The organism is Streptomyces capitiformicae, from assembly GCF_002214185.1.
Lineage (GTDB): Bacteria > Actinomycetota > Actinomycetes > Streptomycetales > Streptomycetaceae > Streptomyces > Streptomyces capitiformicae.
The window spans coordinates 8216291-8241362 of sequence record NZ_CP022161.1; the positions used below are offsets into that span (position 1 = coordinate 8216291).

20 protein-coding genes and 4 pseudogenes are annotated in these 25072 nt (G+C 69.5%); 8 read left to right on the plus strand and 16 right to left on the minus strand.

Features of this window, described 5'->3' with window-relative positions; genetic code table 11:
* Positions 1 to 39: 39 nt before the first annotated feature.
* Together CES90_RS36940 and CES90_RS36945 are read right to left on the minus strand one after the other, a co-directional pair.
* The gene (locus CES90_RS36940; protein WP_208921505.1) at positions 40 to 1248 is read right to left on the minus strand and encodes a hypothetical protein; all 1209 of its coding nucleotides are present in this window, start codon (positions 1246 to 1248) and stop codon (positions 40 to 42) included.
* Positions 1249 to 1489: 241 nt separating this feature from the next.
* Positions 1490 to 1827, minus strand: a pseudogene (locus CES90_RS36945) (metallophosphoesterase family protein); the annotation flags it as partial.
* Positions 1828 to 1893: 66 nt separating this feature from the next.
* On the opposite strand from CES90_RS36945, the pseudogene CES90_RS36950 reads away from it, so the two are divergent.
* Both CES90_RS36950 and CES90_RS36955 read left to right on the plus strand, forming a co-directional pair.
* Positions 1894 to 2055 (plus strand): annotated as a pseudogene (locus tag CES90_RS36950) (IS256 family transposase); the annotation flags it as partial.
* Between the two features lie 314 nt (positions 2056 to 2369).
* Positions 2370 to 4289 (plus strand): ABC transporter ATP-binding protein, encoded by a 1920-nt coding sequence (locus CES90_RS36955; RefSeq protein WP_208921506.1) that lies wholly within the window; start codon positions 2370 to 2372, stop codon positions 4287 to 4289.
* A 301-nt stretch (positions 4290 to 4590) separates the two neighbouring features.
* Here CES90_RS36955 and CES90_RS36960 read toward each other — a convergent pair whose 3' ends face one another.
* Positions 4591 to 5565 carry a GNAT family N-acetyltransferase gene (locus CES90_RS36960; protein ID WP_208921507.1) on the minus strand — a complete coding sequence of 325 codons (975 nt, stop codon included), beginning with the start codon at positions 5563 to 5565 and terminating at the stop codon, positions 4591 to 4593.
* A gap of 114 nt (positions 5566 to 5679) precedes the next feature.
* Here CES90_RS36960 and CES90_RS52485 point away from each other — a divergent pair.
* A pseudogene (locus CES90_RS52485) lies at positions 5680 to 5811 on the plus strand (IS982 family transposase); the annotation flags it as partial.
* Positions 5812 to 6249: 438 nt separating this feature from the next.
* Positions 6250 to 6714 carry a hypothetical protein gene (locus tag CES90_RS36965; protein WP_208921508.1) on the plus strand — a complete coding sequence of 155 codons (465 nt, stop codon included), beginning with the start codon at positions 6250 to 6252 and terminating at the stop codon, positions 6712 to 6714.
* 93 nt (positions 6715 to 6807) lie between these two features.
* Here CES90_RS36965 and CES90_RS36970 read toward each other — a convergent pair whose 3' ends face one another.
* Positions 6808 to 7557, minus strand: coding sequence for a class I SAM-dependent methyltransferase (locus tag CES90_RS36970; RefSeq protein ID WP_208921509.1), 750 nt, complete (start codon positions 7555 to 7557; stop codon positions 6808 to 6810).
* A gap of 590 nt (positions 7558 to 8147) precedes the next feature.
* Between CES90_RS36970 and CES90_RS36975 the strand changes: the two genes are divergently transcribed.
* The 3 genes and pseudogenes from CES90_RS36975 to CES90_RS36985 all read left to right on the plus strand — a co-directional run bounded on the left by CES90_RS36975 (position 8148) and on the right by CES90_RS36985 (position 12309).
* Positions 8148 to 10217, plus strand: coding sequence for a glycosyltransferase (locus CES90_RS36975; RefSeq protein ID WP_208921510.1), 2070 nt, complete (start codon positions 8148 to 8150; stop codon positions 10215 to 10217).
* A gap of 16 nt (positions 10218 to 10233) precedes the next feature.
* Positions 10234 to 12016: pseudogene (locus tag CES90_RS36980) on the plus strand (ABC transporter ATP-binding protein).
* Positions 12013 to 12309: a hypothetical protein gene (locus CES90_RS36985; protein ID WP_208921511.1), complete on the plus strand. Its 297-nt coding sequence runs from the start codon at positions 12013 to 12015 to the stop codon at positions 12307 to 12309. The pseudogene CES90_RS36980 and the gene CES90_RS36985 overlap by 4 nt, the downstream one beginning before the upstream one ends.
* Before the next feature lie 97 nt (positions 12310 to 12406).
* Here CES90_RS36985 and CES90_RS36990 read toward each other — a convergent pair whose 3' ends face one another.
* The 4 genes from CES90_RS36990 to CES90_RS37005 form a co-directional block, all read right to left on the minus strand.
* Positions 12407 to 12991: a TetR/AcrR family transcriptional regulator gene (locus CES90_RS36990; protein ID WP_208921512.1), complete on the minus strand. Its 585-nt coding sequence runs from the start codon at positions 12989 to 12991 to the stop codon at positions 12407 to 12409.
* Between the two features lie 51 nt (positions 12992 to 13042).
* The gene (locus tag CES90_RS36995; protein WP_208921513.1) at positions 13043 to 13543 is read right to left on the minus strand and encodes a hypothetical protein; all 501 of its coding nucleotides are present in this window, start codon (positions 13541 to 13543) and stop codon (positions 13043 to 13045) included.
* Complete coding sequence (locus CES90_RS37000) at positions 13524 to 15455, minus strand: primary-amine oxidase (protein ID WP_208921514.1); 1932 nt, start codon at positions 15453 to 15455, stop codon at positions 13524 to 13526. Before CES90_RS37000 ends, CES90_RS36995 begins: the two co-directional genes overlap by 20 nt.
* Before the next feature lie 282 nt (positions 15456 to 15737).
* A complete protein-coding gene (locus CES90_RS37005; protein ID WP_208921515.1) occupies positions 15738 to 16724 on the minus strand; it encodes an AraC-like ligand-binding domain-containing protein in 987 nt (328 codons plus the stop codon).
* 377 nt (positions 16725 to 17101) lie between these two features.
* Between CES90_RS37005 and CES90_RS37010 the strand changes: the two genes are divergently transcribed.
* Positions 17102 to 18529, plus strand: a complete 1428-nt coding sequence (locus CES90_RS37010) for an APC family permease (RefSeq protein ID WP_232791352.1) — start codon at positions 17102 to 17104, stop codon at positions 18527 to 18529.
* 83 nt (positions 18530 to 18612) lie between these two features.
* Here CES90_RS37010 and CES90_RS37015 read toward each other — a convergent pair whose 3' ends face one another.
* The 8 genes from CES90_RS37015 to CES90_RS37050 form a co-directional block, all read right to left on the minus strand.
* Positions 18613 to 19047: a carboxymuconolactone decarboxylase family protein gene (locus tag CES90_RS37015; RefSeq protein ID WP_208921517.1), complete on the minus strand. Its 435-nt coding sequence runs from the start codon at positions 19045 to 19047 to the stop codon at positions 18613 to 18615.
* Positions 19044 to 19382: an NIPSNAP family protein gene (locus CES90_RS37020; protein ID WP_208921518.1), complete on the minus strand. Its 339-nt coding sequence runs from the start codon at positions 19380 to 19382 to the stop codon at positions 19044 to 19046. Before CES90_RS37020 ends, CES90_RS37015 begins: the two co-directional genes overlap by 4 nt.
* Entirely contained in the window at positions 19379 to 21061 is a 1683-nt protein-coding gene (locus tag CES90_RS37025) for a bifunctional 3-(3-hydroxy-phenyl)propionate/3-hydroxycinnamic acid hydroxylase (RefSeq protein ID WP_208921519.1), read from the minus strand. Before CES90_RS37025 ends, CES90_RS37020 begins: the two co-directional genes overlap by 4 nt.
* Entirely contained in the window at positions 21058 to 21930 is an 873-nt protein-coding gene (locus CES90_RS37030; protein ID WP_208921520.1) for an alpha/beta fold hydrolase, read from the minus strand. Before CES90_RS37030 ends, CES90_RS37025 begins: the two co-directional genes overlap by 4 nt.
* A 1-nt stretch (position 21931) precedes the next feature.
* Positions 21932 to 22534, minus strand: coding sequence for an amino acid synthesis family protein (locus tag CES90_RS37035; protein ID WP_208921521.1), 603 nt, complete (start codon positions 22532 to 22534; stop codon positions 21932 to 21934).
* 84 nt (positions 22535 to 22618) lie between these two features.
* Positions 22619 to 23146 (minus strand): VOC family protein, encoded by a 528-nt coding sequence (locus CES90_RS37040; protein ID WP_208921522.1) that lies wholly within the window; start codon positions 23144 to 23146, stop codon positions 22619 to 22621.
* Positions 23147 to 23148: 2 nt separating this feature from the next.
* Positions 23149 to 24171, minus strand: a complete 1023-nt coding sequence (locus CES90_RS37045; protein WP_208921523.1) for a WD40/YVTN/BNR-like repeat-containing protein — start codon at positions 24169 to 24171, stop codon at positions 23149 to 23151.
* Positions 24172 to 24234: 63 nt separating this feature from the next.
* Entirely contained in the window at positions 24235 to 25029 is a 795-nt protein-coding gene (locus tag CES90_RS37050) for an SDR family NAD(P)-dependent oxidoreductase (protein WP_208921524.1), read from the minus strand.
* Positions 25030 to 25072: the final 43 nt, after the last annotated feature.

A 25072-nucleotide genomic window follows, 5' to 3' on the forward strand; every position in this document is an offset into this window, starting at 1 on the left:
CGTGTACCCGCACGTATCGCGACGGCGGGACCACGGCGCTCATCCTGTGGACGCAGCCGGCTGCGGGGAATCATCGCTCGATCGCAGTTCCGCCAGATAGACGTCCCGCGCGGTCATGCTCACCGCCAGGTGCCGTACCAGCGGATCGAAGAAGGAACGGCGGTGGTTCACGTCCGTCACCGCCGCCGCCGAGAAGTAGAGCGCGGACACCGCTGCGATGAACAGGCACACCTGGATCAGGTCATCGGGAAAGGGAACTTGGAATCCCAGCAGCGAGCCCCCGCTGTAGCGGTGCTTTGTCCATGCCTGCAGCACGGAGTCCCGTATGGACAGGACACCGAGCACATTGAAGAACAGGAAGGTGAGGGCGGAGAGGACGAAGGTCTGCAGCATCTGGGTGAGGACCAGGACGAGGATCATGTTCGCCTGCTCGAGCCGGCGTAGCGGAACCGTCGGCCTGCTGGGCTCGGCCGTCCCCAGGCACGCCTCGAACGGCGTGTTCTGGAAGTCCTTCCGCCCGACCTGGTGGGAATCGGTCAGGTCGCGCACCTCGTCGGAGAGCCGCGCGCACAGGAAGAGGACCGCCACCCCGGCGAAGAGAGCGACGAGCAGCCACATCTCCGTGCGGCTCAGTGCGGCGGCAACCTGCCAGATCTCGTTGGTGAAGAAGCCGAAGACGGTGAACAGCAGGAGCAGCGGCAGAGCCCGACTGGTCAGGTCTCCCAGCCGGGAGACCTGTCGGAAGGCCGCTCGCAGGGCCCACCCCAGGATCGAGCTCGCGCCGAAGTGCGCACCGGCGACGAACACGGCCAGCAGCACCACCTGTTCGAGCATCGTCTCGTACGGGACTTTGTGGGGCGGCAGCGCCAGGCCCACGACTGGGGCCCCCAGTACGAAGAGAACCGCCACCACGATCGCGGTCCTGCCGCCCCGTCCTCGGACCGCGGTCCACCGTTGTGTCAGGCGCGCGGTCAGCCAGGCACTGAGTACGGGTGCCACCACGAGCCCGGCGAGCAAGGTGAGGTAGAGCAGCGCGTAGGCGTCGTTCTCTATCATGCGCTCGTATTCGGCGTCGGAGTCACCGTCGATCTGGTACAGCGCCGTTCCGACGCCACGCCAGGCCAGTACGGCCACCTCGGCCGGCAGGATCCTGATCAGCAGACCGGTCGGCCGCCCCTGGACCACGGTCGGCAACCCACGTCTTCTGAACCACTGTTCGGCGGCGTCACGGTCGAAATCGGCAGTCACAGAGGTATGCGTCCTTGTCGAGTTGCGCTCTCATGATGGCTGTTGGCGTTGGCGTGTTCGGCAACCGAACGGATCTCCGGCACGGTGAACACCCCGGTAGGTTAACCGGTTGATCGTCGCACGAGGCCCACGGTAAAGAACCTGCGTGAGAAGGCGCGACCATGAACCACGGGGCTCGCTCCCCGGATCGGGGGCCTGCCGGGCGTGAGGTCCTTCCGGCGGTCGCCGCCGACGTGGTCAGGTGCGGGGTCACGTCCGTCAGTTCGCCGTCCGTCACCGTCGCCGTCATGTAGGTGTGGTGGAGCGGTCGGTCGGGGAGCCGGGGTTGAGCGGGCGGAGTCCGGTGGCCGTGGTCGTGGTCGTGTCTCATGGGATGTTGCTGTGGCCGAAGACAAGGACGTCGGTGCCGGGGAAGCGATCGGCGCAGCGGGATTCGCGGCCCCGCGCGGGGCCCGTCCCGTGGGCGACGGCCGAGCGCGGACCGGCGAGTTCGGCATGGGCCACCTCGGGGAGGCGGGCGTGCAGGGCGGGGCCGTCGTTGTTGCCGTACACCGCGATCAGACGGTGGGAGCGGGTTTGCGGCGGCGGGCCGGGGAGGGCCCCAGTCGAAGATGTCCCCGGCGGCGAGCACGGCCAGGACGTACCGGCTCCCGCACCGCTGCCCTGGCGATGGCCTTCAAGCCCGTCGAGGCCGCCCAGGCCCGCTGGCGAGCGGTGAACGCGCCTCAGGTCGTCGCCCTCGTTCGTGGCGGAGCCCGCGTCGAAGGCGGTCGGCTCGTCGAGCGCGCCGAGCTCAGCGCAGCCTGAGCCACCTCAACTGATCCACAACTCTTGACAATGACTCCGCGCGCGGAGTCAGAAGGACGCACTGTCCCCACGGCCAGGCGTACACGCCGGAGAACGCTTATCTGGATCCCCGAGGGTTCTCGCCACCACGGTGGACGACAGCTGAATGGCCCCCGCCGTCGATCCCGCCGCCTTCCCGGCGGCCAGGAAACCGGATGCGTCCGCTGCATACGCTGAACGCAGCGGTGTCCGGTTCTTGCCGGTCCGCGGTAAATGCCTGGACTGGGAACCCCCCTCGACGGGACACTTCCGACTTCCGAACCTCCGGGAGTGTGATGGGGACAACAGATACGCGAGGGCCCACGCCGGGTAGGAGCGCGGTCGTTCTGGCGCTGCGCCGCTACGGCCGGGAACTGCTGCGACTACGACGGCTGGCCCTGCCCGCGCTGCTGTTGCCGGCCGTGGGCAACATCGGCATCCGCTACGTCGCCCCCCTACTGATCGCCAAACTGGCAGGACAGGCCGCCGACGGCGGCGGTCTCACCCTCAGCTCGGCGCTGCCGTACGTGCTGGGCTTCGGTGTGACGCTGCTGCTCGCCGAGGCCGTGTGGCGGATCGGGCAGCACTGCCTGAACCGCGTGGACGCCCTCGGCATGGAACACCTGTACGTGAGCGGCATGGACGAACTCCTCGCCAAGGACGCGGCATTCTTCCACGACAACTTCGCCGGCTCCCTGACCAAACGGGTGCTCAGCTTCGGTAAGCGCTTCGAGGACTTCGTCGACACAGTGACATACCGGATCGTGGGCAGTCTCGTCCCCCTGGGGTTCGGTGCCGTGGTGCTGTGGAGCTACGAACCGATGCTTGTCGCCGGCCTTCTTGTGATGATCGCGCTGACCGTGGTGGCCGCGACGCCTCTGATCCGTCGTCGACAAAGGCTCGTCAACGACCGTGAGGCGGCGATCGCCCGGGTCTCCGGTCACGTCGCCGACAGCCTCATGAACATGGAGACCATCCGGGCGTTCGCGGCCGAGCGGCGGGAGGCCGACGAACACCGCAGCCGTGTCGCGGACTCCCGGCGCCTGACACTGAGGTCGTGGGACTACGGCAATCTGCGCGTCGACACCCTGATCGCCCCCATGTCCGTGCTGACCAACGTGCTGGGTCTGTTCGTCGCCATCGCCTTCGGTGGGTCGGGCCAGGGAGTCGAGGAGATCGTCGTCGCTTTCACCTACTACTCCAATGCCACACAGATCATGTTCGAGTTCAACCAGATCTACCGGCGTCTGGAAGGCTCGATGACCGAGGCCGCGCAGTTCACGGAGCTGCTGCTGGATCCGCCCACCGTGCTCGACCCGACGAAACCCGAACCGCTCGCACCGCGGGACACAGGCATCCGCTTCGAGGCGGTGACCTTCGCCCACACGGGTGCGAAGCCGATTTTCCAGGGACTCGACCTGGATGTGCCCGCGGGCGCACGGATCGGTCTGGTCGGCAGGTCCGGCGGCGGCAAGACCACGCTCACCCGGCTCCTGCTGCGGATGTCGGACATCGACGACGGACGCATCCTGATCGGTGGTCAGGACGTCAGTCGGCTGCGCCAGACCGACCTGCGCTCACTGATCGCCTACGTCCCACAGGAACCTGCCATGTTTCACCGCAGCCTGCGGGACAACATCGCCTTCGCCCGGCCCGGCGCAACCGACGAGGAGATCCGCACGGCGGCCGCGGCCGCGCACGTCACGGAGTTCGCCGACCAACTCCCTGACGGCTTCGCCACTCTGGTGGGGGAGCGGGGAGTCAAACTCTCGGGTGGCCAGCGCCAGCGCGTCGCCCTCGCCAGGGCCATCCTGCGCGACGCCCCGATCCTGCTGCTCGACGAGGCGACCAGCGCGCTGGACTCGGAGAGCGAGATCCTCGTCCAGGACGCCCTGTGGCGGTTGATGGAGGGACGTACGGCTCTCGTGGTCGCCCACCGCCTGAGCACCGTCGCCGGCATGGACCGTCTCGTCGTCCTCGACCGCGGAAGTGTCGTCGAGCAGGGCACCCACGAGGAACTGCTCGCGGCGGAGGGTGCCTACGCCAAGCTGTGGCAGCACCAGTCGGGCGGCTTCCTCGGCGAGAGCACCGAGTCGGCCCTCGGAGGCCCGGTCCCGGAAGCCGGTCCCACCGGGCTGCCCGGACCGGCCGACCCGGCGCCGGACGGGGGCCGCAGGGCGTGGTCGCACGCTCGTACGAGCACCGGGTCCACGTGATCGAGTCGGTTCCCGGACATTCTCGGCCGCCGGCGGCGCCAAGCTGATACGTCCGTCCCGTGCGGCAAGCTGTGCAGCGCCCGGGGAAGAACGACTGCTGCTCCCGGACCGGCTGCCGCGGTCCGGGAGTGCTCGGGAGGGAAGGCAATCCCTCTCAGTCGATCAAGGGGGCGCTGTCGACGACGATGCGGGTGCTCACTGATCCGAAACACCCTGCGCGACATCGGCCGGCCACGGCAGCGGGAGGATGTTCGCGTCGGCACCACTCGTCCGGAAGGCAGTCAACGACAGTTGCTGCCCGTCAGACCTCAAGCGCCCAGCGCACATACCGCATCTTCGGCATGAAGCCGGCCTTCTCGAAGACTCCGAACGCCCTGGAGGGGTTCGCCGAGTCCACGCTCAAGACGGCGCGGTCGTAGTCCTGGTCGGCGGCGGCCCGCAGCGCGTGTCTGATCAGCGCGCTGGCAACCCCCCGCTTCCGGTAGTCCCGGAGCGTTCCAATGAGCATGAAGTGCGCGTCGCGGATGCCGGTGGCCACCGTATCGGCCTCCCAGTTCATGGTCACCAGCATGCCCGCCGGAGCACCGTTCGCCACATCCCGGAGCAGGAAGCTGACCTCGGGCCTGAACGTCTGGTTGGTGATCTTGTTCTTCCACATGTCCACGGGCATCGGCGTCGAACCCCAGTGGTCCTTGAACGCCTCATTCCGGATCAACCGGAAATCCTCGTCGTTCCGCTCCGACCACGGTTCGACCTGCAACCCGTCGGGGATCGCCGCGTCGCCGAGCGCGTCTCCCAGCAGGTGCTCCATGCGCTGGAAATAGCGGAACGGGGCGAAGCCCTGGGAGCGGAGAAGTTCCGCCACGCCGGCGATGTGCTCGCCCTTATGGACGTCGACCACGAGCCTGAGCGTCGGGTGATGCAATGCGTGCAGCACCTTCGCCGCCGCCACTCCCGCTTCCACGAGCCGGGTGCCGACACCCCGGCGGCGGTACCCAGGGTGGACCCCGCCGTCCAAGAGGACCCGATGGACCTCTTCCGCGGACGGCTTGTAGCGGACCTTCATGTAGCCGACCATCACGTCGCCGTCGAAGGCGGCGAGGCTCGCTCGCTCCAGGTCTGCGTAAGGGTCGATCAGTTCCTGGAGAGTGTCCTCCTCATTGTAGTTCTCGCCGATCTTGTCAACGGTCTCGATCGCGTTGAGGAGGTCGGCCGACGCCTTGGCGTCCTCGACGGCAAGCGGCCGCCACGCCAGAGAAGTAGATTCTTCGTACACGCGTCGACGGTAGTACCTGCATGTGCGGCTGTCGCCTCGTTTCCTGACAGGCAGACGTAGGGAGGGTGTCCAACATCGGGTTGTGACGACCGAGTCAGACACCCTCTTGACCGCTTGAGGACCTCGCGGTGGCGTGGACGGCCGCCCCTGCTGACCGACGCGTAACTGGTGACCCGTGCCGTGGCCCAGGCGATGCTGGGCTTCCATTGCGAGGCCCGCCGGCTGCCCTTCGCCCACGCCCACCTGCATCCAGGGCCGTCAACCATCACCAGGCCGTGCCCGTGGTCGTCACCGAGCTGAAGCCTCTGGGGCGCCCGGACTGACAGACCCTCACCGATGCGCTCGACAACCCTGACGGCGACCGCCTGCACGAGGTGGAGCTGCAGGAGTCCTGGCGCCGGGCGCCGCTGGTAAGCCCGGGCCCATCAGACCTGCACCGCAGGTGTCGGGCCCGGCCTCCGCCCAGCCCGGGCCCGACACACTGTCTTGCCGGTCCCCGGCGCGGCGGGGCAGTGACCTTCTCGGAACCGTTGCGCCGGATCCTGCGTGACCTCTTGACGTGTCGTCGGCTGGTGATGAGGGGATCGAATGAGGGCGCGGACGATGGCGAGCGTGGCGGTATCGGCCTGTGTGGCGCTGATGGCGTGCGCGTGCGGTCCGGAGAAAACGAAGGAGGACACGGACGTGAAGTCTTCGCAGCCGTCCGCGTCCACACGGGCCGAAGAGCCGTCGGCCACGCCGTCCGTGTCAGCTCGGACCAAGAAGCCGTCGGCCGAGCCGACCGGCGACCAGCCCGCGCCCAGGACGAAGGAGGGCGCGATCCAGCGGTACGAGCAGTACCTCCACGCCCTGGGCCATGAGGACATCGACACGATCTGCGAAGTGGCCGGGCCTGCCGCGAAGAAGGCACAGGACCAAGGGCTCGGCCCGTGCACGTCGACGTACGCCGTCGTGTTCCAGATGATCTCCCCCGCGCAGAAGAAGGCCCTGCAAACCGCGACGGTCGACCCGCAGCGCATCATCGTACGCACGCCCGACAAGATCGAGATGCCAGTCGAAGCGGTGAGGTCCTCCGCCGCCTTCTCCGAGAGCGACCTCGGCAGCTACACCCTGGAGTACCTCAAGGACGATTGGTACATCACCGATTGAACCAGGCGCGCCGTACGCGGAGCCGCCCGACGGACGGCTCCGCGGGCACGCCACCCGGCGGCCGGTCGACCGGCGCCCGCCGACGACCTTCAGTCACATGGCTTGGAGTCGGAAGTGCAGCAGGTCGGTGTCGTTGGCAGGGGCGGGCTCGCCGTCCTGATCGGTGACCGCGGTCACGGCCAGGCCGGCGGTCGCGGCCAGCTTCTCGAACTGGTCCTGGGAGTACCAGTGCATGAGCCAGGGGCGCTCTACGACTGTGCTGTCTGAGCCGTGGTGCCGTTCGTAGCGTAGAAGCGTCGTCTGTGTCCGAGTCGTCTCGTCGCGTTGCTCGGCGACTGCGGACACCCGAAGCTCGGCGCCGTCGGGTGCGGCGGCCGTACGCACCCGGCCGATCTGATCGGCTGAAGTCGGCGCGGGGGTGAACAAGGGCACCAGGGCGGTGCCGCCCTCAGCCAGGTGAGCGCGGATGCCGCGCAGGGCGGCGAGCGCCGTGGTGTCGTCGGGAAGCAGGGTGAAGGTCGGCCCGGCGAGGAAGACCGTCCGGTAGCGGCGGGGCAGGTTCAACGCCTCCATACGCTGGTGGAACACGGTGACACGGATGCCTTGTTCGTCTGCCCGGCGCCGGAGACGCTCCAGCATGTCCGAGGAGGAGTCGACGCCGTCGACCTCCAGGCCGCGTCGGCGCAGTTCGAGCAGAGGATCACCGTCTCCGCACCCCAACTCCAGCGCCGGCCCCCCAATTTGCTGAATGAAGGCTGCGTAGGGCTCGGGATCCTGGGAGACGGACTTCAGCGGTCCGTAGATCTCCGCGACGATGCCGGTGTAGAAGTCAGCTGGGTCCACGCTCGTCACCCTACGCAGCCCTCCCGTACCTGCACTCGAATATCGCGGGGGGCGCCGCTATGTCAGGAGGCGGGATCGTGCAGGGCGGCGAACGCCGAGAGGAACATGGCCCGTTCGAGATTCCGGTGGTCTCTTTGCCGAACGGCTCGTAGACCGCCTTTCGGTTCACCTCGCCGTAGGCGCCGCCGATACCGCGGAGGAACGCCCGGCGCTCGCTGCGTGAGTGAAACCGGATCAGGCTCAGCCTGGGGACGGTGAGCCCGGTCACGCCCTCGTAGAACGATCCGGTCCGGGGCGCCGTGATCCGTACCCGGGTCCGACTTGCGGATGGTGGGAGTCCGGCCTGTCGGCGGGGGTGGCCCCGCTGGTCGGCGGAGTGAGTGTGCGAACACCACGAGATGGGATGGACGTGCAGGTCGAGAACCACGAGGAGTCCGTCCATGAACACAGTGAGCACCACGGCCGCGGCACCGGGTGGGCGACCACCGTGCGTGCCTGAGGCCGGCGCCTCTTCCGTCTGTACACCGTGACGACCTTTCGCGATGCCGTGGTCCTCGCGGAAGCGACCCACCGAGCGAATGACGAAACCCGTGAAGATCACCTTTCTGTTGCACGACGCCTACACCGACGGCGACACCGTCCGCGCCACGACGTCTCTCGCCGCCGCACTCGCGGCACGCCACGAGGTGGAGGTCGTCTCCTCCTACCGGACCGCCGACCGGATGCCGCTCGGTGAGCCGGACGGCGTGAGGACGCGGGCGCTGGTGGACCTGCGACCCGCCGCCCGGCGGACTGCGGTCGAGGAGGCGGATCTGCGATCGCCCGGAATCGTGTGCCCGCACGATCCCGTCCACGCCGGCTGGACCCCGCCCAGCAGGCTCGGCGAGACCCGTCTGTCCGCGTACCTGCGGAGCACGGACGCCGACGTGGTGATCGCCACCCGCCCCTACCTCGTCTGTTTCCTGGCCGAGCACGGCCGCACCGACTATCTGCGCGTCGGCCAGGAGCACGCCGGCCGCAACGCGCACGGGACCACGCTGCTGAGGGATCTGGACGCGGCCGTCTCCCGCCTCGACGCCCATGTGTCCCTCACCGAGGCCGACGAGCGCGCCCACCGTGCGGCGCTCACCGGCGCCCGGACACGGACGACGAGCATCCCGGTCTGCTGCCCCGCCCCCGCCACCGAGCTCTCCACCGGCGAGTCGAGGGTCGTGCTGGCCGCCGGGCGGCTGACACCGATGAAGCGCCACGACCGTCTGGTGGGCGCGTTCGCCAAGGTCGCGGCCGTGCATCCGGACTGGAGTCTGCGGATCTACGGCCGGGGCCGGGAGCGGACACGGCTGCGGCGCCGCATCGAAGAGCTCGGCCTGCACAACAACGTCCTGCTGATGGGCGCCCGCACGCCCATGGCACCGGAGTGGGCCAAGGGCGCGCTCGCCGTGACGTCCAGCAGCCTGGAACCGTCCGGGATGTCGGTGGTGGAGGCCATGAGCTGTGGGCTGCCCGTGGTGAGCGCCGACTGCGACCACGCGCCTCGCGAGATCATCACGCATGGCGAGGACGGCCTGCTGGTCCCGGACCACGGGCCGGTCGAGGACGCGCTCGCCGACGCCCTCTGTCGCCTGATCGAGAACGGGGACGAGCGCGGGCGGATGGCCGGGGCCGCTCTGCGCAACTCCGAGCGCTTCAGGCCCGAGCACATCGCCGCGCAGTACGAAGCGTTTTTCGCCGCGCTTCGGCCGAGGCACGGCCATCGGTCGTCGCGGGCCGCGGCCGGGTCGGGATGGCGAACCCGGCTGTCCACCCTGGGCGTCGCCCTACCCGGTCGGCCGGTCTCGGTCAGCTGCCGGGTGTTGCCGGGAGGCTCGCTCGCCTTCGAGCTGCCGGCGCGTCAACTGCCGTTCGGTGACTGGAATCTGGTCCTGGAGCCTCGCGACGGGACCGTCGCCGACGCTGCGCGGATTCCGCTCGAACCGTCCGGTTCGGCGGGCGACGGGAACGTGCGGGCCGTTCTCGACACACGTCATTGGGAACTCGCCGAGGCCGACTGGCGTGTGCTCCTGCGACGCGGGGACAGCAGCAGGTCGCGCCCGGTCCGGGCCGGCCTCGTCGAGACGGCGCGCCTCCTGGATGCGGCGTCCCTCCGGCCGGCGGACGGGGGAGGGCGGACATGGATCCCGTACGCGACCGAGGACGGAGGACTCGCCGTACGCACCTGGCTCCGGCCGGCGCACGCCGAGGTGTCCTCGGTCGACGTCGACAAGGAGGCGATCCGGTTGACGGGTGCGCTCCACGGAAGGACGGCGCGGGCTCACCGCTACCGCTTCCTGGCCCGTCACCGGGCGGACAGCGGACGCCTCGTCGACGTTCCTTGCCCCGTCGACCGGCACGGCGGCTTCCATGTCGCCCTGCCGGTCGACGCGATGGCGGAACGCCACCCCGGAGGGGAGGCGCTGTGGGACCTGTGCCTGAGCGCGTACGGCGGACCGGAGATCCGGCTGGCGATGGTGACCGGTGACCTCGTCGACCGCCGGGACATCAGCGTGTTCCCGGGCGTCCGCCGCTCGGGACCCGCCGGCGGGCTGTGGCTGCGCCCCCAGCTGACGAGCGATCACGACCTGGTGCTCAGAACCGCCGATGCGGTGCTGGGCAGACCGTAGAAGAGAGAGGAACCCCGTGACTACCGCGTTGGACCCCGAGACGAAGGGCGCTGTGTCTCTGTCCTCGCGGGAGACGTTCAAGGCGCTGTACGCGCACGTCCGGCCGCACCGGTGGGTCGTCGCCCTCGGTCTCCTCCTGGCGCTCGCCGGAGCGGCGGGCGGGCTGCTCCAGCCCACTGGCCACCAAGGTGCTGCTGGACAGGCTGGCGTCCGGTCAGACCATCACCGTCATCCTGCTGTCCCTCACCGCGCTGGTGGTGCTGAGCACGGCGGTCGAGGCGCTGGGCGTGTACCTGCTCGAACGGACGGCGGAGTCGGTCGTCCTGGCCGCGCGGCGCAGCCTCATCGGGCGGCTGCTGCGACTGCGGCTCGCGGAGGTGGGACGGATCCCGCCGGGCGACCTGATGTCCCGGGTCACCTCCGACACGACGCTGCTGCGCGCGGTCACCACCCGGGCGGTCGTCTCCGCGGCCACCGGTACCGTCGCCTTCGTCGCGGCCATCGTGCTGATGGCGGTCCTGGACGCCGTACTGCTCGGTGTGACGCTCGGCGTGATGGTGCTGATCGGCGCGGCCGTCGCCCTGGTGATGCCCCGGATCGCACGGGCCACCGAGCGTTCGCAGGAGGCGGTGGGGGAGATCTCCACCGTGCTGGAGCGGGTCTTCGGGGCGTTCCGTACGGTCAAGGCGTCCGGCGCGGAGGAGCGGGAGACCGCCCGGGTGGAGGCGGCGGCACGACGGGCGTGGCGGCACGGTGTGAAGAGCGCGAAGTGGGAGTCCCTGGCGGAATCGTCGGTCGGCCTCGCCGTACAGCTGTCGTTCCTCGCGGTGCTCGGCGTCGGCGGGGCACGGGTGGCGTCCGGGGACATCCCCGTGTCCACTCTCATGGCCTTCCTGCTGTACCTCTTCTACCTGATCGATCCGGTGTCACAGCTGGTGGACGCCGTGTCCCAGTACCAGGAGGGGTCGGCCGCGATCTCCCGGATCACCGAGGCGGAGCGACTGTCGACCGAGCCTGAGGTGGAGCGGTCCGCCCCGTCCGACGAGTTGACGGTGTCGGGGCCGGCGTCGGTGCGCTTCGAGGACGTGTCCTTCCGCTACCGTCCGGACCTGCCGTACGTCCATCACCAGGTGAGTTTCGAGGCGCCGGGTGCCGGGACGACCGCCTTCGTCGGTCCCTCGGGCGCCGGCAAGTCGACGATCTTCGCCCTCCTGGAGCGGTTCTACGAGACGACCGGCGGCCGCATCCTGGTCGACGGCGAGGACATACGGGACTGGTCACTGCCCCGACTGCGGTCCGCCATCGGATACGTGGAACAGGACGCTCCTGTGCTGGCCGGCACGCTCCGCGAGAACCTGGTCTTCGCGGCGCCCGACGTGACGGACGACGACATCCGCGACGTCCTGGTCCGGGCGAAGCTGGACGGCCTCGTCGACCGCCTGCCCGACGGCCTGGAGACGGAGGTGGGACACCGCGGTTCCCAGCTGTCGGGCGGCGAGCGGCAGCGCATCGCGATCGCCCGTGCGCTGCTGAGGCGGCCCCGGCTGCTGCTCATGGACGAGGCGACCTCGCAGCTCGACGCCGTCAACGAGTTGGCGCTGCGGGACGTCGTCGCGGAGGCGGCCCGTGAGACCACCGTGCTGGTGGTGGCCCACCGCCTGTCGACGGTGACGAACGCCGACCGGATCGTCGTGATGGACGCCGGACGCGTACGGTCCGTGGGCACCCATGAGGAACTGGTGTCCCAGGACCGGCTGTACGCACAGCTGGCCGCCACTCAGCTCCTGGCCACGGCATGATGCCCGATCCGCTGTGCTTCGGCGACTGCGGAGTCAGTACGGGTGTGCTGCTGTGCTGGGGTCTGCTGGTGGGCATCGTCGTGGTCGGCCTGCGGATGAAGTGGCACGACGACGGTCGGTCCGGGGCCGTCGCCCGCGTCCCCGCCCACCGGTTCGACAACGCCGCCCCCGACTCACCCTTCGGCGCCACGCACCTGCGTGGAGTCGCCCTTCCTCTTCGGCACCGATGCCGACTGGCCACCGCACCGACGCTCGCCGGCGCGCGCCCGGACGACATCTGGCACCCCCGTTGAGCGTCGGGTCGGACCGTATGACAGTGGGGGCGGGCGTCGAGGCCCCCCGACCACCACGAGGGCGGCGCCGGCGATACCGGCCGTACGCCGACAGCGCCTACAGGGACGCCAACAGGCCTTCGAGCGCGGCCCGTTGGCGGGCCGGCGTGGTGGCGTGCGGGATGAGCAGTGCGTTGACCTGAAAGCCGGCCAGGGCGGCGAGCAGGGTGTCGGCGCTCTGCTCGTCCGGCACGCCACCCGCGACCTCGCCGGCCGCCCGGGCCTGTGCCAGGCATCCGGTCATCCGTTGCCGCCACTCGTCCAGGGCGCTCGCGTGGACGGCCGCCATCCGCGGGTCGTGCAGGGCCCGGCCCCAGAAGGCGACGACCACCCGGGCCTCCAGCAGCCGTGTCTCGTCGAGCGGCATGATCTCGTGGCACAGGCGGCGCAGCGCGACGAGGCCGGTGGCGTCACCGATGGCCTGCCGGGCACGGGCGTCGGTGCACTCGACGGCGTACTGGAAGGCCGCCCGCAGGATCTCGTCCTTGTCACGGAAGTAGGGTGCGAGGGCACCGTTGGAGTACCCCGCTTCGGCGGCGAGATCGCGCATGGTGACGCCGTCGAGCCCGCTGCGGGCGATCAGCGCCCAGACCGCCGCGACGATCTCACGACGGCGTGCGTCATGGTCGACGATCTTCGGCATGAGCGTGGGTTCTCCCTTCCGGTGACGGGGGCGGCTCCCTTCGACGCCGGTTCACCATGCCATGGCGGTCATCGTCGCGACCATGAGGAGGGCCCCGACGTCCTGGGGCCGACCCATGTGGCCGTGCTGTCCCCGCAGTTGGGCGAACATGATTCCCCCGGCCCGCGTGACCGCCCAGCAACCGGCCACGAGCGGCGCCAGGCCGCCCGTCCCGGCACCCGCACCCGCATTGTGGTGTCCCATGGCCGTTCCCATGAGTGAGGTGGTCGCCGTCAGAAGTGCCATCGCGGCGAGGTCGGCCGTCTCGGCCGCTCTGCCGCGCCCTGGGCACCCGGCGCACGCACGCCACACACAGGCCATCGCCGCGGCGACTGCGCCGATCAGGAGTACCTCACCTGATCGTCCGGCCGGTACGACCATGATCGCCATCACCAGCGTGACGACAGCGTGCGGACCCCAGCCGCGTACCGGTCCGGGGAGGTGACCGGCCAGGCAGACAGCGGCTGCCACCAGGCCGGCCACCGCGAGCAGTTCATGCATCACAGCAGCCATGGGAGCTGCCGACCCGGGCAGGAACGTCCAGGGTGGGATTGCGGTCGAAGAATCCGGTCGGCTTGAGCTTGAAGCCGGTGTGGTCGACGGGCATGATCGGCCAGTCCTCGGGCCGCGGGGCGTGCGTGAGACCGAACGTGTGCCACACGACGAGCGACCGGCCGTCGAGGGCCCGGTCGGCGCCGGTGTAGGCGGGCAGGCCCGCGCCTCCGGGATGCTGGTTGACGAAGTCGCCGGCGGGGTAGCGCTCGGCGGGGTCGTACGCGGTGACCCACAGATGCCTGGTCGCGAAGGTGGCACGGGCGGCGATGGACGAGCCCGGATCGGCGAGCAGCGTCGGCCTGCCCTCGGGATGCAGGGTGTAACCGACCGGTGAACCAACGGAGTTGAGCGATTCCGGGTTGGATATGTGCCAGACACGGTCGACGCTCATGTCGGCTGAGCGCTGCGCCTCGGACTCGGTCCGCAGCGGCGTGCGCCGCAGGGTGAAAGCGTTCCCCCGAGGGTTGTCCGGGCCCATCGGCACCCGTACGACGTCGACTTCCTCCACCCGGTTCTTCGAGCCGTCGACGGCCATGTCCAGACGGGCGCAGAAGAGGTGCTGGTGGTACGGGGCGCCGAGTCCCGGAGCGATTTCGGCGGCGTAGGGGTAGTCGCCTCCCGGGTGGGCGGAGGGGAAGACGATGCCCGTGGCCTTGGCCTCGAACTCGATGGTGCCGTCCAGGTAGAGATACCAGTAGAACCCGTAGTCGTAGTTGCCGATGGTGGTGAAGAAGGAGAGCACCATGCGTCGTTGGCGGCGGGTCTCGGCGCGGCCGGTCCACAGGTCGGTGTGTTTCCAGAGGATGCCGTAGTCCTCCTCGTGCAGGCAGATCGCGTGAGGGAGGGTGCGCGGCGCACCGGATTCGTCGGTGATGACGGCGTCCAGGTAGGTGATCTCGCCCAGGCAGTCACAGCCCAGTTCGAGGGCGTTCGCCATGCGGCCGATCAGGAACTCGCCGGTGTCGAAGTAGTTCTGCCAGGAACGAACCGGCGAGGGGTCGGCGTAGGGGACGACCATCTCGGCGATCGAGGCGCGGTGGATGATCGGGCGGTCGCGCCCCTTGTCCCGGTCGTGGAAGGCGATCTGGTGGAGGACCAGGCCCTCACGGGCGTCGAAGCCGATGCGCAGGGACCAGTTCTCCCACCGCAGGAGGTTGCCGTCGAGGGCGAAGCTGGGGCCCTCGGGCTGGGTGATCTCCAGGGGCTTCAGGCTGGTGCGTGGAGGGCCGGTGACGGCCGGGTCGCCGAAGTCGGCGGACACGTCGGGAAGCGGAACGGGGCCGGTGTCGACGATCCGGTCGACGGTCTTGTTCAGCACGTCGACGTAGACGACGAGGCCGTCGACGGGACGCCCCCAGGCGTAGTCCTTCGCGTGTTCCTGGACGAAGGCGAGGCCGCGCAGGATGCGGCGTCCGGACTCGTCGGGGTACTCGTCCGCGTACACCCCCGCGGACAGCGGGGCGACACGCACCAGCGACCCGTCGAGGCCGCGCCTCCTGAGCGCCGCCGTCCACTCCTCGTCGGCGGCCAGGATCTCCTCGATCAGGTCGAACTCTTCCTCAAGGATGGGGAGTTGACCGTCCTTGGTGGCGTCGAGAGTCCGGTCGGAGTCGATGGCGCCGCGGGTCAGGGAGAGCACGACGTCATGGGCCGGAGCGCCCGCGGTGTCGTGCAGCATGACCCGTACGCGGCGGTCGACCGGGTCGCCGGGGGCATGGGCCATCAGGCGGTCCTTCTCCGGCTCCTCCAGGCCGAGGTAGGCGAAGCGGCTGGTGTCGGCCAGCAGGCCGGCTTGGGCGAGGATCGTGCGGGCTGCTGTGATCTCACTCGGCGTGAGCGGCGCGAGGGGGTGCTGGGTCTGGGAGGTCATCGCATTCCTTCCGGGGGAGCGACTGCCACTGCCGCTTTTTTTCAACGTCTGTAGATAAAAAACGGGCGGCACGTGCTCCGTCCAGACCCGGGTGCGGTCTTTCCTGCGCGGAGCGACGCGCATGGCGACGTCCGTGCACGGCAGGCCACCTCGGTGTGCACGGATTGGAGAAACCTGTCCTCAGGCCACTCGTCGAGCGTCGTTCGGTGAGGCCTGTGGCACCGTCACGGTCCCCGACGCTCCCGCGGCGGACGCGAACCGTTTCGCAGGGGCGCTGTGCGGTCAGGCACCGGTCAGGGTCGGTGGCGCGGGCGTCGGGTCCAGGCTGGCCCGGCGCCGGTAGTCCCGGGGGGTTTCGCCGTAGGCCGCCTTGAAGACGCGAGCGAAGTGACGACTGTCGAGGAGTCCCCAGCGCGCGGCGATGGCGGCCACCGGCTGATCCCTGGTCGCAGGGTCGGACAGGTCCCGGGCGCAGTGCTCCAGCCGCCGGGTGCGGATCCAGCCGGCGACCGTCATCTCCTCCTCCGCGAACAGCTTGAAGAGATAACGCCGTGAGATTCCGTGCGCACCGGCGATGGCATCGGGCGTGAGATCCGGGTCGGCGAGATGGCGTTCGATGTAGTCGCGGATGCGCAGCGTGGTCGCGAGATGGGGCGCCACCGGTGTCGTCCGGTTGAGCCGCTCGCACAGCAGAGCCGTGACCAGGGACACGGCCCCGTCGGCCAGCCGTGACACCTCGGGCCCCGAGCAGTGTGCGCTCTGCTCGGTCAGCGACCGCAGGAAGGGCGCCACGACCGCTCCGACGCCCTTGTCCGGAGTGATCCTCTGCCCGGTCACGGCACGCAGGGTCTCCGGCCGCAGCGGGATCAGCGGGCGTGGCAACATCACCAGCACCGTGCTGAAACGACTCTCGTAGGTGAAGCTGTACGGGCGCGAGGTGTCACACAGCGCCAGGTCGCCCGGCGTCAGCCGACTGTGTACCCCGTCCTGCTCGATCACCGCGGTGCCCGAGACCTGCAGGCTGAGTTTGTAGAAGTCCTCTTCGTGCCGGGCAGCCAGCGACTCGGTCCGGCGCACGCGTAACGGTCCCGCACTCAGTGAACTCAGCTGCAGGGTGCCGACACTGCCGCTGGCGGCCGTGCCGTGGAAGACGTCGGTGGTCGTCCGCGTGGTGTCCAGCGGTGCGAACAACAGACGGGACATCTCGTCGACCCAGAAGTCGAAGCGCTCGCCCGGGGAGACGTTCTCGGTCGTCACGACGGTCCGCATGGACGCGCTCCATCTGGTCGGTGCTGCACCGTAACGGTACCGTCAACTCGCCTTGTCCGGTAGGACATTCATGCCCTCAGGGACGAGCCGTCGGAGCGCGTGCCGGTGGGCTGCCGTGCATGCAGTGGCGAAAGCACGTGCACGGCCGCGCACCCTCCTGCGGCGCGGTTCGCAGGACAGTGTCCCCCACAGATCCGGACGGCGGTCACCAGGAGCCGACACGGGAACTCGGCCAAGCGCCGACCTCGGCCTGGGCGCCCCCTCCCCGTGCGGCGTTTCCCGTCCGGGCCGCGGTCCGCACTCATCAAGGAGTTCCTTTGTCCCAGCAGTCACGCGATCCGGGACACCGCACGCACCTTCGACGTGGTGCGGTCGGTGTGACCGGAATCCTCTTCTTCGTCCTGTCCGCGCAGGCCCCTCTCACCGGGATCGTGGGCACGTTGCCGGTGCCGCTCGGCCTGGGCAACGGCGGCGGAGCGCCGGCGGCGTACCTGGTCGTCGGCGCCGTCATCGCCGTCTTCGCCGTCGGGTTCATCACCATGAGCCGGCACGTCACGGACGCGGGAGCCTTCTACGCCTACGTGTCACGCGGGCTCGGCAGGACCGTCGGAGTCGGTGCGTCGCAGTGCGCCCTGCTCTGCTACGGCGCGACCCAGGCAGGCATGTACGGCCTGTACGGCGTCGTGGTCAAGGATCTGTTCCAGCAGCACCTCTCCCTCGACCTGCCATGGTGGGTCTGGGCCGTGGGGACGATGCTCGTCGTGCAGGTCCTGGGCTCGCTCAACATCGAGCTGGGCGCCAAGCTGCTGGCGGTCCTGGTCGTGGCCGAAAGCTCGCTGCTGGTGGCGTTCGCGATCCACGAGTTCGTGACCGGCGGAGGTCCACAGGGACTGAATCTCGCGGACAGTTTCGCGCCTTCCGCGTTCTTCGCCGGTGCGCCGGGAGTGGCACTGACCTTCGCCATCGCCTCGATGATCGGTTTCGAGTCCGCGGCCATCTACTCGGAGGAGGCCAAGGATCCCGCCCGCACCGTACCGAGGGCGACCTATCTGTCCGTCGTCGTGATCTCGGTGTTCTTCAGCTTCGTCTCCTGGATGGTGGTCAGTCACCACGGCGCGGACAACGTGGCGGGCGCGGCCCGCGCCGCTCTGCAGAACGGCGAATCCACGGCGGTGGTACTGGCGCCCGTGACCGACACCCTCGGCCCATGGGCCACCGACACGATGGCCGTCCTGCTGGCCTCCTCACTGCTCGCGGGCATACTCGCCTTCCACAACGCCATCAACCGCTACCTCCACTCGCTCGGCGGCACGGGGGTCCTGTCCACCCGGCTGTCGCACACCAACCGTCACGGGGCGCCCCACATCGCCGGCCTGGTGCAGACCGCGCTCGCCTTCTGCATGGTCGTGCCGTTCGCCCTGGCCGGGGCGGACCCGGTGGTGACACTGCTCACCTGGGGTGGGGGAGTGGCTGTGCTGTCGCTGCTGGTGCTGTACATCCTCATGTCGCTCTCCATCGTGGTCTTCTTCCGGCGGACTCGCCTGGACACCCGCCCGTGGCACACGCTGATCGCGCCGAGCGTCTCGGTTCTGCTTCTGCTCGGCGTCATGGTCATGGCGATCGCCAACTTCTCCACCCTGATCAGCGCTTCCGGCGACACCGCCCTGCTCCTGGAGCTCGGTGTCCTGCTGGTGTTCGTCTGGGGGCTCGTTCTGGGCGTCGTACGGCGCGGCCAGGACGGCACCGGTCGTCCGACCGCCGACCAGGAGACGGAGTCGGTGCCCGAGGCGTCCTCCGCCCTGTGACCCGGCTACGCACAGGAGGGGTGGTCTCGATGAGACCACCCCTCCTCGCGTTGTCCCGGGGCGCAGGCTGTGCCCCCTCACGCTCACCCCGTCGTGCCGGAACCGCCTTCCCGGGCGGCGACCGTCGGCTCGATGCCGGTGGCACCGACGGTCTCCCGCCAGGCCTCAAGCCCGGCCTGGAACGCGACGATTCCCGCCTCCGGGAGGGCGATCTCGATCGCCTCCAGGATCTCCTGCGGAGTGACCCCGAGGTCCAGGGCCACCCGGATGCGGCTCTGGATGTGTCCCTTGTCGGCCCTCATCACGGTGAGGCTGAGGATGAACAACAGCTCCTTGGTGCGGCGATCCAGGGTACGGGGCCTCAGATAGGCCGCTTCGACCAGGCCGTTCGTCGCCTGCAGGACATCGAAGTCGTGCTGCGCCATGACCTTGTGATAGTCGAGGACGTACCCGCGGTCGTGGGCCATGGCGTCGATGTACTCCTGCGCGGCCTTCGGGGGAACTTCGTCGGCCGTCATCCTCGGTCTCCCTCGTGCAGGGCGGTACGGATGTCGTGCGTGGCGGGTACCAGGAGGCGGTTGGTCTGGCGCACGAGCAGCTCACGCACGTGGCCCCGGAAGGACGCGAACTCGTCGTCGTCCGCCAGCTCGGCACGCCTCTTGGCACGGTCTTCCAGACTCTCGAAACCCCAGAAGTACACCAGTGTGTTGAGTTCGCCGACCTCGGTGGTGCAGCAGCCGAGCAGGTTGCCGAGAATCCGTACCTGGGGCTCGCGGCCGTACTGCTCCCACAGCCGGACGTAGCGCGCCGTCGCGCCCGGTCTGAGGAGGTAGTCGCGTTGCTCGATGATCACGACGCCTCTCCCTCCGTGACGGGCATCGAGCGCCAGGCGTCCTTGAACTCCGTGGACCGCGACGGCGAGAGAAGTCGTTCGAAGGCGTGGGTCACCGTCGCCAGGTCTCGGGGCTCGGTCAGGGACGCGAGATACCGGTCGGGGCGGACGACGGCGACGCTGCCCCGGTGCAGGGCGAACCAGTCCCGCAGGACGCCGTCGACGTCCTCCACCGTCACCGAGTCCGTCGTCGACGTGCGCCGCTCGGTACGGGACCGGCCGGAGCGGGATTCGACGACGGTGATGTAGCGCGTGCCGATGCGGTCCCAGAAGGCACGGCTGTCGGGATCCAGATGGACGAGCGGATCAGTGCCGTAGCCGATGAGGGCGAACCACTCGCCGAGTGTCTCGTCGAGCGGCAGCACCCGCCCGTCGGCGGTCTCGACTCTCGGCTGGATGAGCATCCTGCCCACCGGTGAGCTCTTCCGCGTCGGCCGCCCGCGGTGCAGCATGATGCCCTCGGTGTACCGGGGGACGGGCTTGAACCTCATGTGCACCAGCCAGTTGCGGACCGGGGGTGCCACGGTGAGTCCGCGCACCAGGGTGTCGCGCGCGCGGGCCACCCTGAGGCTCGTCGGGGAGAGGAACCGGCCGATGGCGTCCGACAGCTTCACCATCGCCTGGGCGTGTTCGCGCCGCTCGGTGTCGTAGGTGGCGAGGATCCTCGGATGGGCGCGCCCGGTGACGACGGCCGCCAGCTTCCAGGCGACATTGGTCGCGTCCCGTATGCCGGTGTTCATGCCCTGCCCGGCCCAGGGGGGCATGAGGTGGGCGGCGTCGCCCACGAGGCAGATCCGGCCGTCCACGAAGCGGTCGGCCACACGCGAGTGATGCGTGTAGACGCGGGCCCGGATGATGTTGAGTGCCGTGGGATCGGGCACGTGCCCGGCGAGGAGTTCGTGTACCTTCTCGGGCCGGAGCATGGCCTCGGCGTCCTCGCCGGGGAAGAGCATGAACTCCCAGCGGCGGTAGTTGTAGGGCAGGTCCAGGCAGACGTACGGGCGCTTCGGGTCGCCGTGCAGCCCTGTGTACGGGGCGTCGAGCGGATCGTTGTCGCACTCGATGACCACCCACTTGCGCGGGTGGGTGTCTCCGCTCAAGGGGATGCCGAGTTGCTCACGCACGGTGCTGCGGCCACCGTCGGCGGCGACCACGTAATCGGCGTGCACCAGGACGCGTTGGCCCTGGGGGTCGACGACGTGCAGCCGTGCCTCGGTTCCGTCCTGCTCCAGACGTACCAGTTCGTGTCCCAGCAGGGGCTGCACGTGGGGATAGCGTGCGAGGCCGGCGCGCAGGGTGTGCTCGGCGAGCTGCTGCATGAAGATGTTGCGCCGGGGCCAGCCGAACTCCTTGGTGTCCGGCCGTATGTCGGCGAGACAGTGGCCGTTCGCGGCGAACATCTTCAGCGGGACGTTCTGGATCATGTCGGCGAGCATCTCGTCGGCGAGGCCGATGCCCTGGAAGCTGCGCAGGCACTCGTCGTCCATGCCGACCGCGCGCGGGTAGTCGATGATCTCCTCGCTGCGGTCGATCAGCAGGGTGCGCACTCCGTAGAGGCCGAGGTAGTTGGCGACCGTCACACCGACGGGCCCCGCGCCGACCACGGCCACCTGGGTGTGGTGTTCGACGGGTTCGGTCATCGGGCGGCCTCCGCGCTGCTGAGGAATCTGGTGAAGTGGTGAAGGAAGGGTTCCGGGGCGTCGTCGTGCACGTAGTGGCCTGCTCCAGGGATCTCCACCGTGTTGATGCGTGGGTTGAGCCGTGCCATCGCGGCCGCGGTGGCGGCCGAGAGGAAGTCCGACTGCCCGCCCCGGACGACCAGGGTCGGGCACCGAAGGGACTCGACGTACGGCCACAAATCCACCTGCCGGGCCGGATCCGGGTCGAGACGGGCCGCCGCGATGCCCGCCAGGTCGAACTTCCAGCGCCACCGTCCCTCGTCGTCGGGAGTGAGGGTGTGCCGCATCCTGGAGTCCAGGGCGTCCTCGGAGATGTTCGGGCGGATGCCGCGCCAGTACGCGCGGGCCGTCTCCCGAGAGGGGAAGTCCCGTGGTGTGCCCGCCACTTCGCGCTTGATGCGCTCGGCTCCCTCACCCGACTGCGACGAGCCGGGCCCGATGTCCTCGACGACCGCCGCGCCGACCCGCTCGGGGTGACGCGCGGCGTACACGTACGTGGTGGTGCCGCCCATGGAATGACCCAGCAGTACGAACCGGTCCAGGCCGAGGCGGTCGGTGAACTCCTCCAGATCGGCGACGTAGGACTCCGTGTGGTACTCGCCCTTCGGATCCCAGTCGCTGTCGCCCCGCCCCCGTGCGTCCGGGGCCAGGACACGGTAGCGGTCCGCGAGCCGCTCGGCGAGCGGCTCGAACGTCCGGGCGTAGCTGCGCAGGCCGTGCAGCATGACGATCGGGGGCCGGCCCTCGTCGCCCCACTCGACGTAGTGGGTGCGCAGCCCGTTGAGCGTGAGGAAGCGGTCCCGCCCGACCGGGGTGGTGTCGGTGGCCATCTCAGTGCAGCCCGTCCTGGCCCTGGACCTCGTCGGCGCGGATACCGCCCAGCCGGGCGTGCAGCCGGCCGCGCGTGGCGAACGCGAACACCACCACGACCTCGTCGGGGTTCGGGGCGTCGGAGAAGCTCACCGTGATGGTGTCGTAGTGCGAACGGACGTAGAGGGCGTCCTTGTGGGCCAGCGGAACGTCGAGGACGGTACCGGGTCCGCCCCGCTTGCCGGTCGAGGGCACCCAGGACTTCCCGCCGCCGACCGCCGCGCGCACCGGGTCCGCGAAGACGGCGGTGAGGAAGGCGTTGCCGTGTTCGTACTCGCCGGCCGTGCCGACCAGGCATGCCTTTCCGTAGCTCTGGATCGCGAGGCCGCCGGCCGCCTCCTGGATCCGCCGACCGAACTCCTCGCCCAGCTTGGGCGAGTCGGCGACGATGTCGCCGAGGTCCTGGCTGAACCGTCCGGCGTAGGGATTGTGGATCGCCGCCGCGATGACGATCTTGCGTACGGGCTCGCCGTCCGCGAGGGCGCCTGTCTCGTTGGCGAGGGTGTCCTCGATCTGGGTGAACCACTTGCGGATGTGGTAACCGGCGAAGTTGGGCTGGGGCATGGGTGTTTCCTCATGGAGTGGAAGGGGACGCGATACGGGCGAGGCGGGGTCCCGGAAGAGGCGGGGCGGACACGGGCGGCAGCGCTAGCCGCGGAGCGGTTCGATGTCCACCGGTTCGCTGGGGGCGCCGTAGAGGCCGAGGATGCGCTTGCCCTCCTCGTCGTCGGTGACCGTCTCGTGGAAGAACTCGAAGCGGTTGCCGTCCGGATCCGTGAAGTAGAGGCCGAATCCGATCTTGTGATCGGTGGTCTTGACCACGGGCACGTCCTTGGCCAGGAGCATGCCGTACAGCCGCCGCCACTCGTCGAGGTCGCCCTCCACCTCCAGCCCGTAGTGCTGCAGGCCGACGCCTCCGGTGTCGGCTCCCTCCTCGGCGCGGATCAGGGCGATGTCGTGGTGCTTCTTGCCGAAGGACAGGAACACCCACTGCGGGCCGCGTGCGGTGACCTCCATGCCGAGCACATCCTCGTACCACTTGGCCGAGGCCTCGGGGTCGCGGACGAACAGCGACAGATGGGTGCGGCGCACCCGCGGTTTCACCGTGTCCCGCGGATCGGCGGGGATCGGCGTGGGCTCCTCGTGCCGGGCGAGTACGCGCTCGTCGGGCTCCATGGTCAGTGTCCTTCCGGGGCGGGTGCTACTGCGGGGGTCCAGGTCACGTCGGTTATCTCGCTGAACTCGCGCCACTCCTTGCGCCAGGTGCGCCCGGCGTCGGTGGAGCGCAGGAGATGGCCGTACTTCGTTCCGGCGAAGACCAGTTCCGGATCGGCGGCGTGGGTGCCGAAGGCCCAGACGGTCGAGTTGGCCGGCGTGTCCAGGGCGGTGTCCTGCCAGCTGTGCCCCAGGTCCTCGGAGCGCAGGATCCTGGTGGTGGTGCCGGGAGTGCCGTCGCCGATGCCGAGCAGCAGGTCGTTGGTGCCGGGGAGCTGCTTGACCAGGCGGGTGTAGTAGATACCGAAGGTCTTGCGGGAGTCGGTGCGGGTCCAGGTCGCGCCGTCGTCCTGGCTGACGAAGAGCGCGTTGACGACGGCGACGACGATCGTCTTCGGCGGCCCCTCCAGGACGACTACGCAGTGGATGTCGGAGTTGGTGACGCCCTGGGGCAGAGTGGCGGGTGTGCCGTCGATCCGCTCCCAGGTGTCGCCCCGGTCACCGCTGCGCCACAGGCCGCCCTCCTCGATGCCGAACCACATGTTCTTGGGTTCGTAGCGGTCGACGACGCAGGTCAGGATCCTGGGACGGTTGACGCCCGCGCAGAATTCCGGGATTTCCGGGGGCAGTTGCTCCCAGGTCGCGCCGCCGTCGGTGGTGCGGAACATGGCGGCCCGGGCCGGGGCGCCGGTTCCGGCGAGCATGGTGTCCGGGTTGGTGGGGTCGATGGCCAGCGACCAGATGGTCCGGTCGTTCATGGGGGAGTCGACGCGTTGCCAGGTGACGCCGGCGTCGGAGCTGCGCACGAGTCCCGCGTCGGCGCCGGCGAAGACGACGTCGGGTTGTTCGGGGTGTACGGCCAGGCAGCGGACGACGGCGTCGAACTCCAGGGCCTGCCCGAGCCCGAGACGGGACCACGTGGCGCCGTCGTCGGAGGATCGCAGGACGCCCTGGCCCGCGGTGGCGACCAGGATGGTGCCTTCCATGTCGTGGGTTTCCTTTCGGAACTGCGGAACGAACGGGTGGGGTGAGGGGGTGGTGGTCGTGGGCTAGAGGAAGATGCCGCGTGTGAGACCGCCGTCGATGCCCAGGGACTCACCGGTGATCGCGGCGGCCCTGGGGGAGGCGAGGAAGCACACGGTCTGGGCGATCTCGTCCGCCTCCAGAACCCGGCGGATCGGTGTGCGGGCGACGAAGTCCGCCTCGACCTCGGCCGCGGTGATGCCGCGCTTGGCGGCCTCCTTCTCGTAGAGCTCGTGGATGTGCTCGGTCTCCACCACACCGGGATGCAGGGTGTTGACGGTGATGCCGGACGGGCCGAGCTGGTCGGAAAGGGCCTTCGTCAGATGGACGATCGCGAGGTTGCGCATGCCGGAGAGCGCGTGGCTGGAACGGCCGGTCAGTCCGCCGATGTTGACGATGCGGCCATAACCGCCCGCCTTCATGTGTGGGGTGACGGCCTGCGCGCAGCGGAAGTAGCCGACGACCTTGGTGTTGATGTCGGCCAGCAGCAGCTCGGGGTCGGCTTCCTCGACCGAGTTGCGCACCAGCCCGGAAGGGGCGGCCGCGCCATTGACGAGGATGTCGATCCGCCCGAGGTCGTCGGCCGCGCGTCGCACCATGGCGCGCACGGATTCCGTGTCGTTGGTGTCCGAGGCGTAAGGGACGACCCGGCCGCCGGTCTCCGCCTCGAGTTCCTTCGCGGTGCGTTCCAGCAGGGGCAGCCGACGGGCGGTGATGACGACGGTCGCGCCCTCGGCGGCGAGTGCGAGGGCGGTGGCTTTGCCGATGCCCAGGCTGCCGCCGGTGACGATGGCGGTCCTGCCGCCCAGTTCCAGGTCCATGCGTGTCTCCCACAGAGGCGATTGGCGATAAGGGGCTTCAGCA

Bases quoted from the DNA above. Each gene is read 5' to 3' on its own strand.
- CES90_RS36955 (WP_208921506.1), top strand. From the start codon at position 2,370: ATGGGGACAACAGATACGCGAGGGCCCACGCCGGGTAGGAGCGCGGTC.
- CES90_RS36985 (WP_208921511.1), top strand. From the start codon at position 12,013: ATGATGCCCGATCCGCTGTGCTTCGGCGACTGCGGAGTCAGTACGGGT.
- CES90_RS36990 (WP_208921512.1), bottom strand. From the start codon at position 12,991: ATGCCGAAGATCGTCGACCATGACGCACGCCGTCGTGAGATCGTCGCG.
- CES90_RS36995 (WP_208921513.1), bottom strand. From the start codon at position 13,543: ATGGCTGCTGTGATGCATGAACTGCTCGCGGTGGCCGGCCTGGTGGCA.
- CES90_RS37000 (WP_208921514.1), bottom strand. From the start codon at position 15,455: ATGACCTCCCAGACCCAGCACCCCCTCGCGCCGCTCACGCCGAGTGAG.
- CES90_RS37005 (WP_208921515.1), bottom strand. From the start codon at position 16,724: ATGCGGACCGTCGTGACGACCGAGAACGTCTCCCCGGGCGAGCGCTTC.
- CES90_RS37015 (WP_208921517.1), bottom strand. From the start codon at position 19,047: ATGACGGCCGACGAAGTTCCCCCGAAGGCCGCGCAGGAGTACATCGAC.
- CES90_RS37025 (WP_208921519.1), bottom strand. From the start codon at position 21,061: ATGACCGAACCCGTCGAACACCACACCCAGGTGGCCGTGGTCGGCGCG.
- CES90_RS37030 (WP_208921520.1), bottom strand. From the start codon at position 21,930: ATGGCCACCGACACCACCCCGGTCGGGCGGGACCGCTTCCTCACGCTC.
- CES90_RS37035 (WP_208921521.1), bottom strand. From the start codon at position 22,534: ATGCCCCAGCCCAACTTCGCCGGTTACCACATCCGCAAGTGGTTCACC.
- CES90_RS37040 (WP_208921522.1), bottom strand. From the start codon at position 23,146: ATGGAGCCCGACGAGCGCGTACTCGCCCGGCACGAGGAGCCCACGCCG.
- CES90_RS37045 (WP_208921523.1), bottom strand. From the start codon at position 24,171: ATGGAAGGCACCATCCTGGTCGCCACCGCGGGCCAGGGCGTCCTGCGA.
- CES90_RS37050 (WP_208921524.1), bottom strand. From the start codon at position 25,029: ATGGACCTGGAACTGGGCGGCAGGACCGCCATCGTCACCGGCGGCAGC.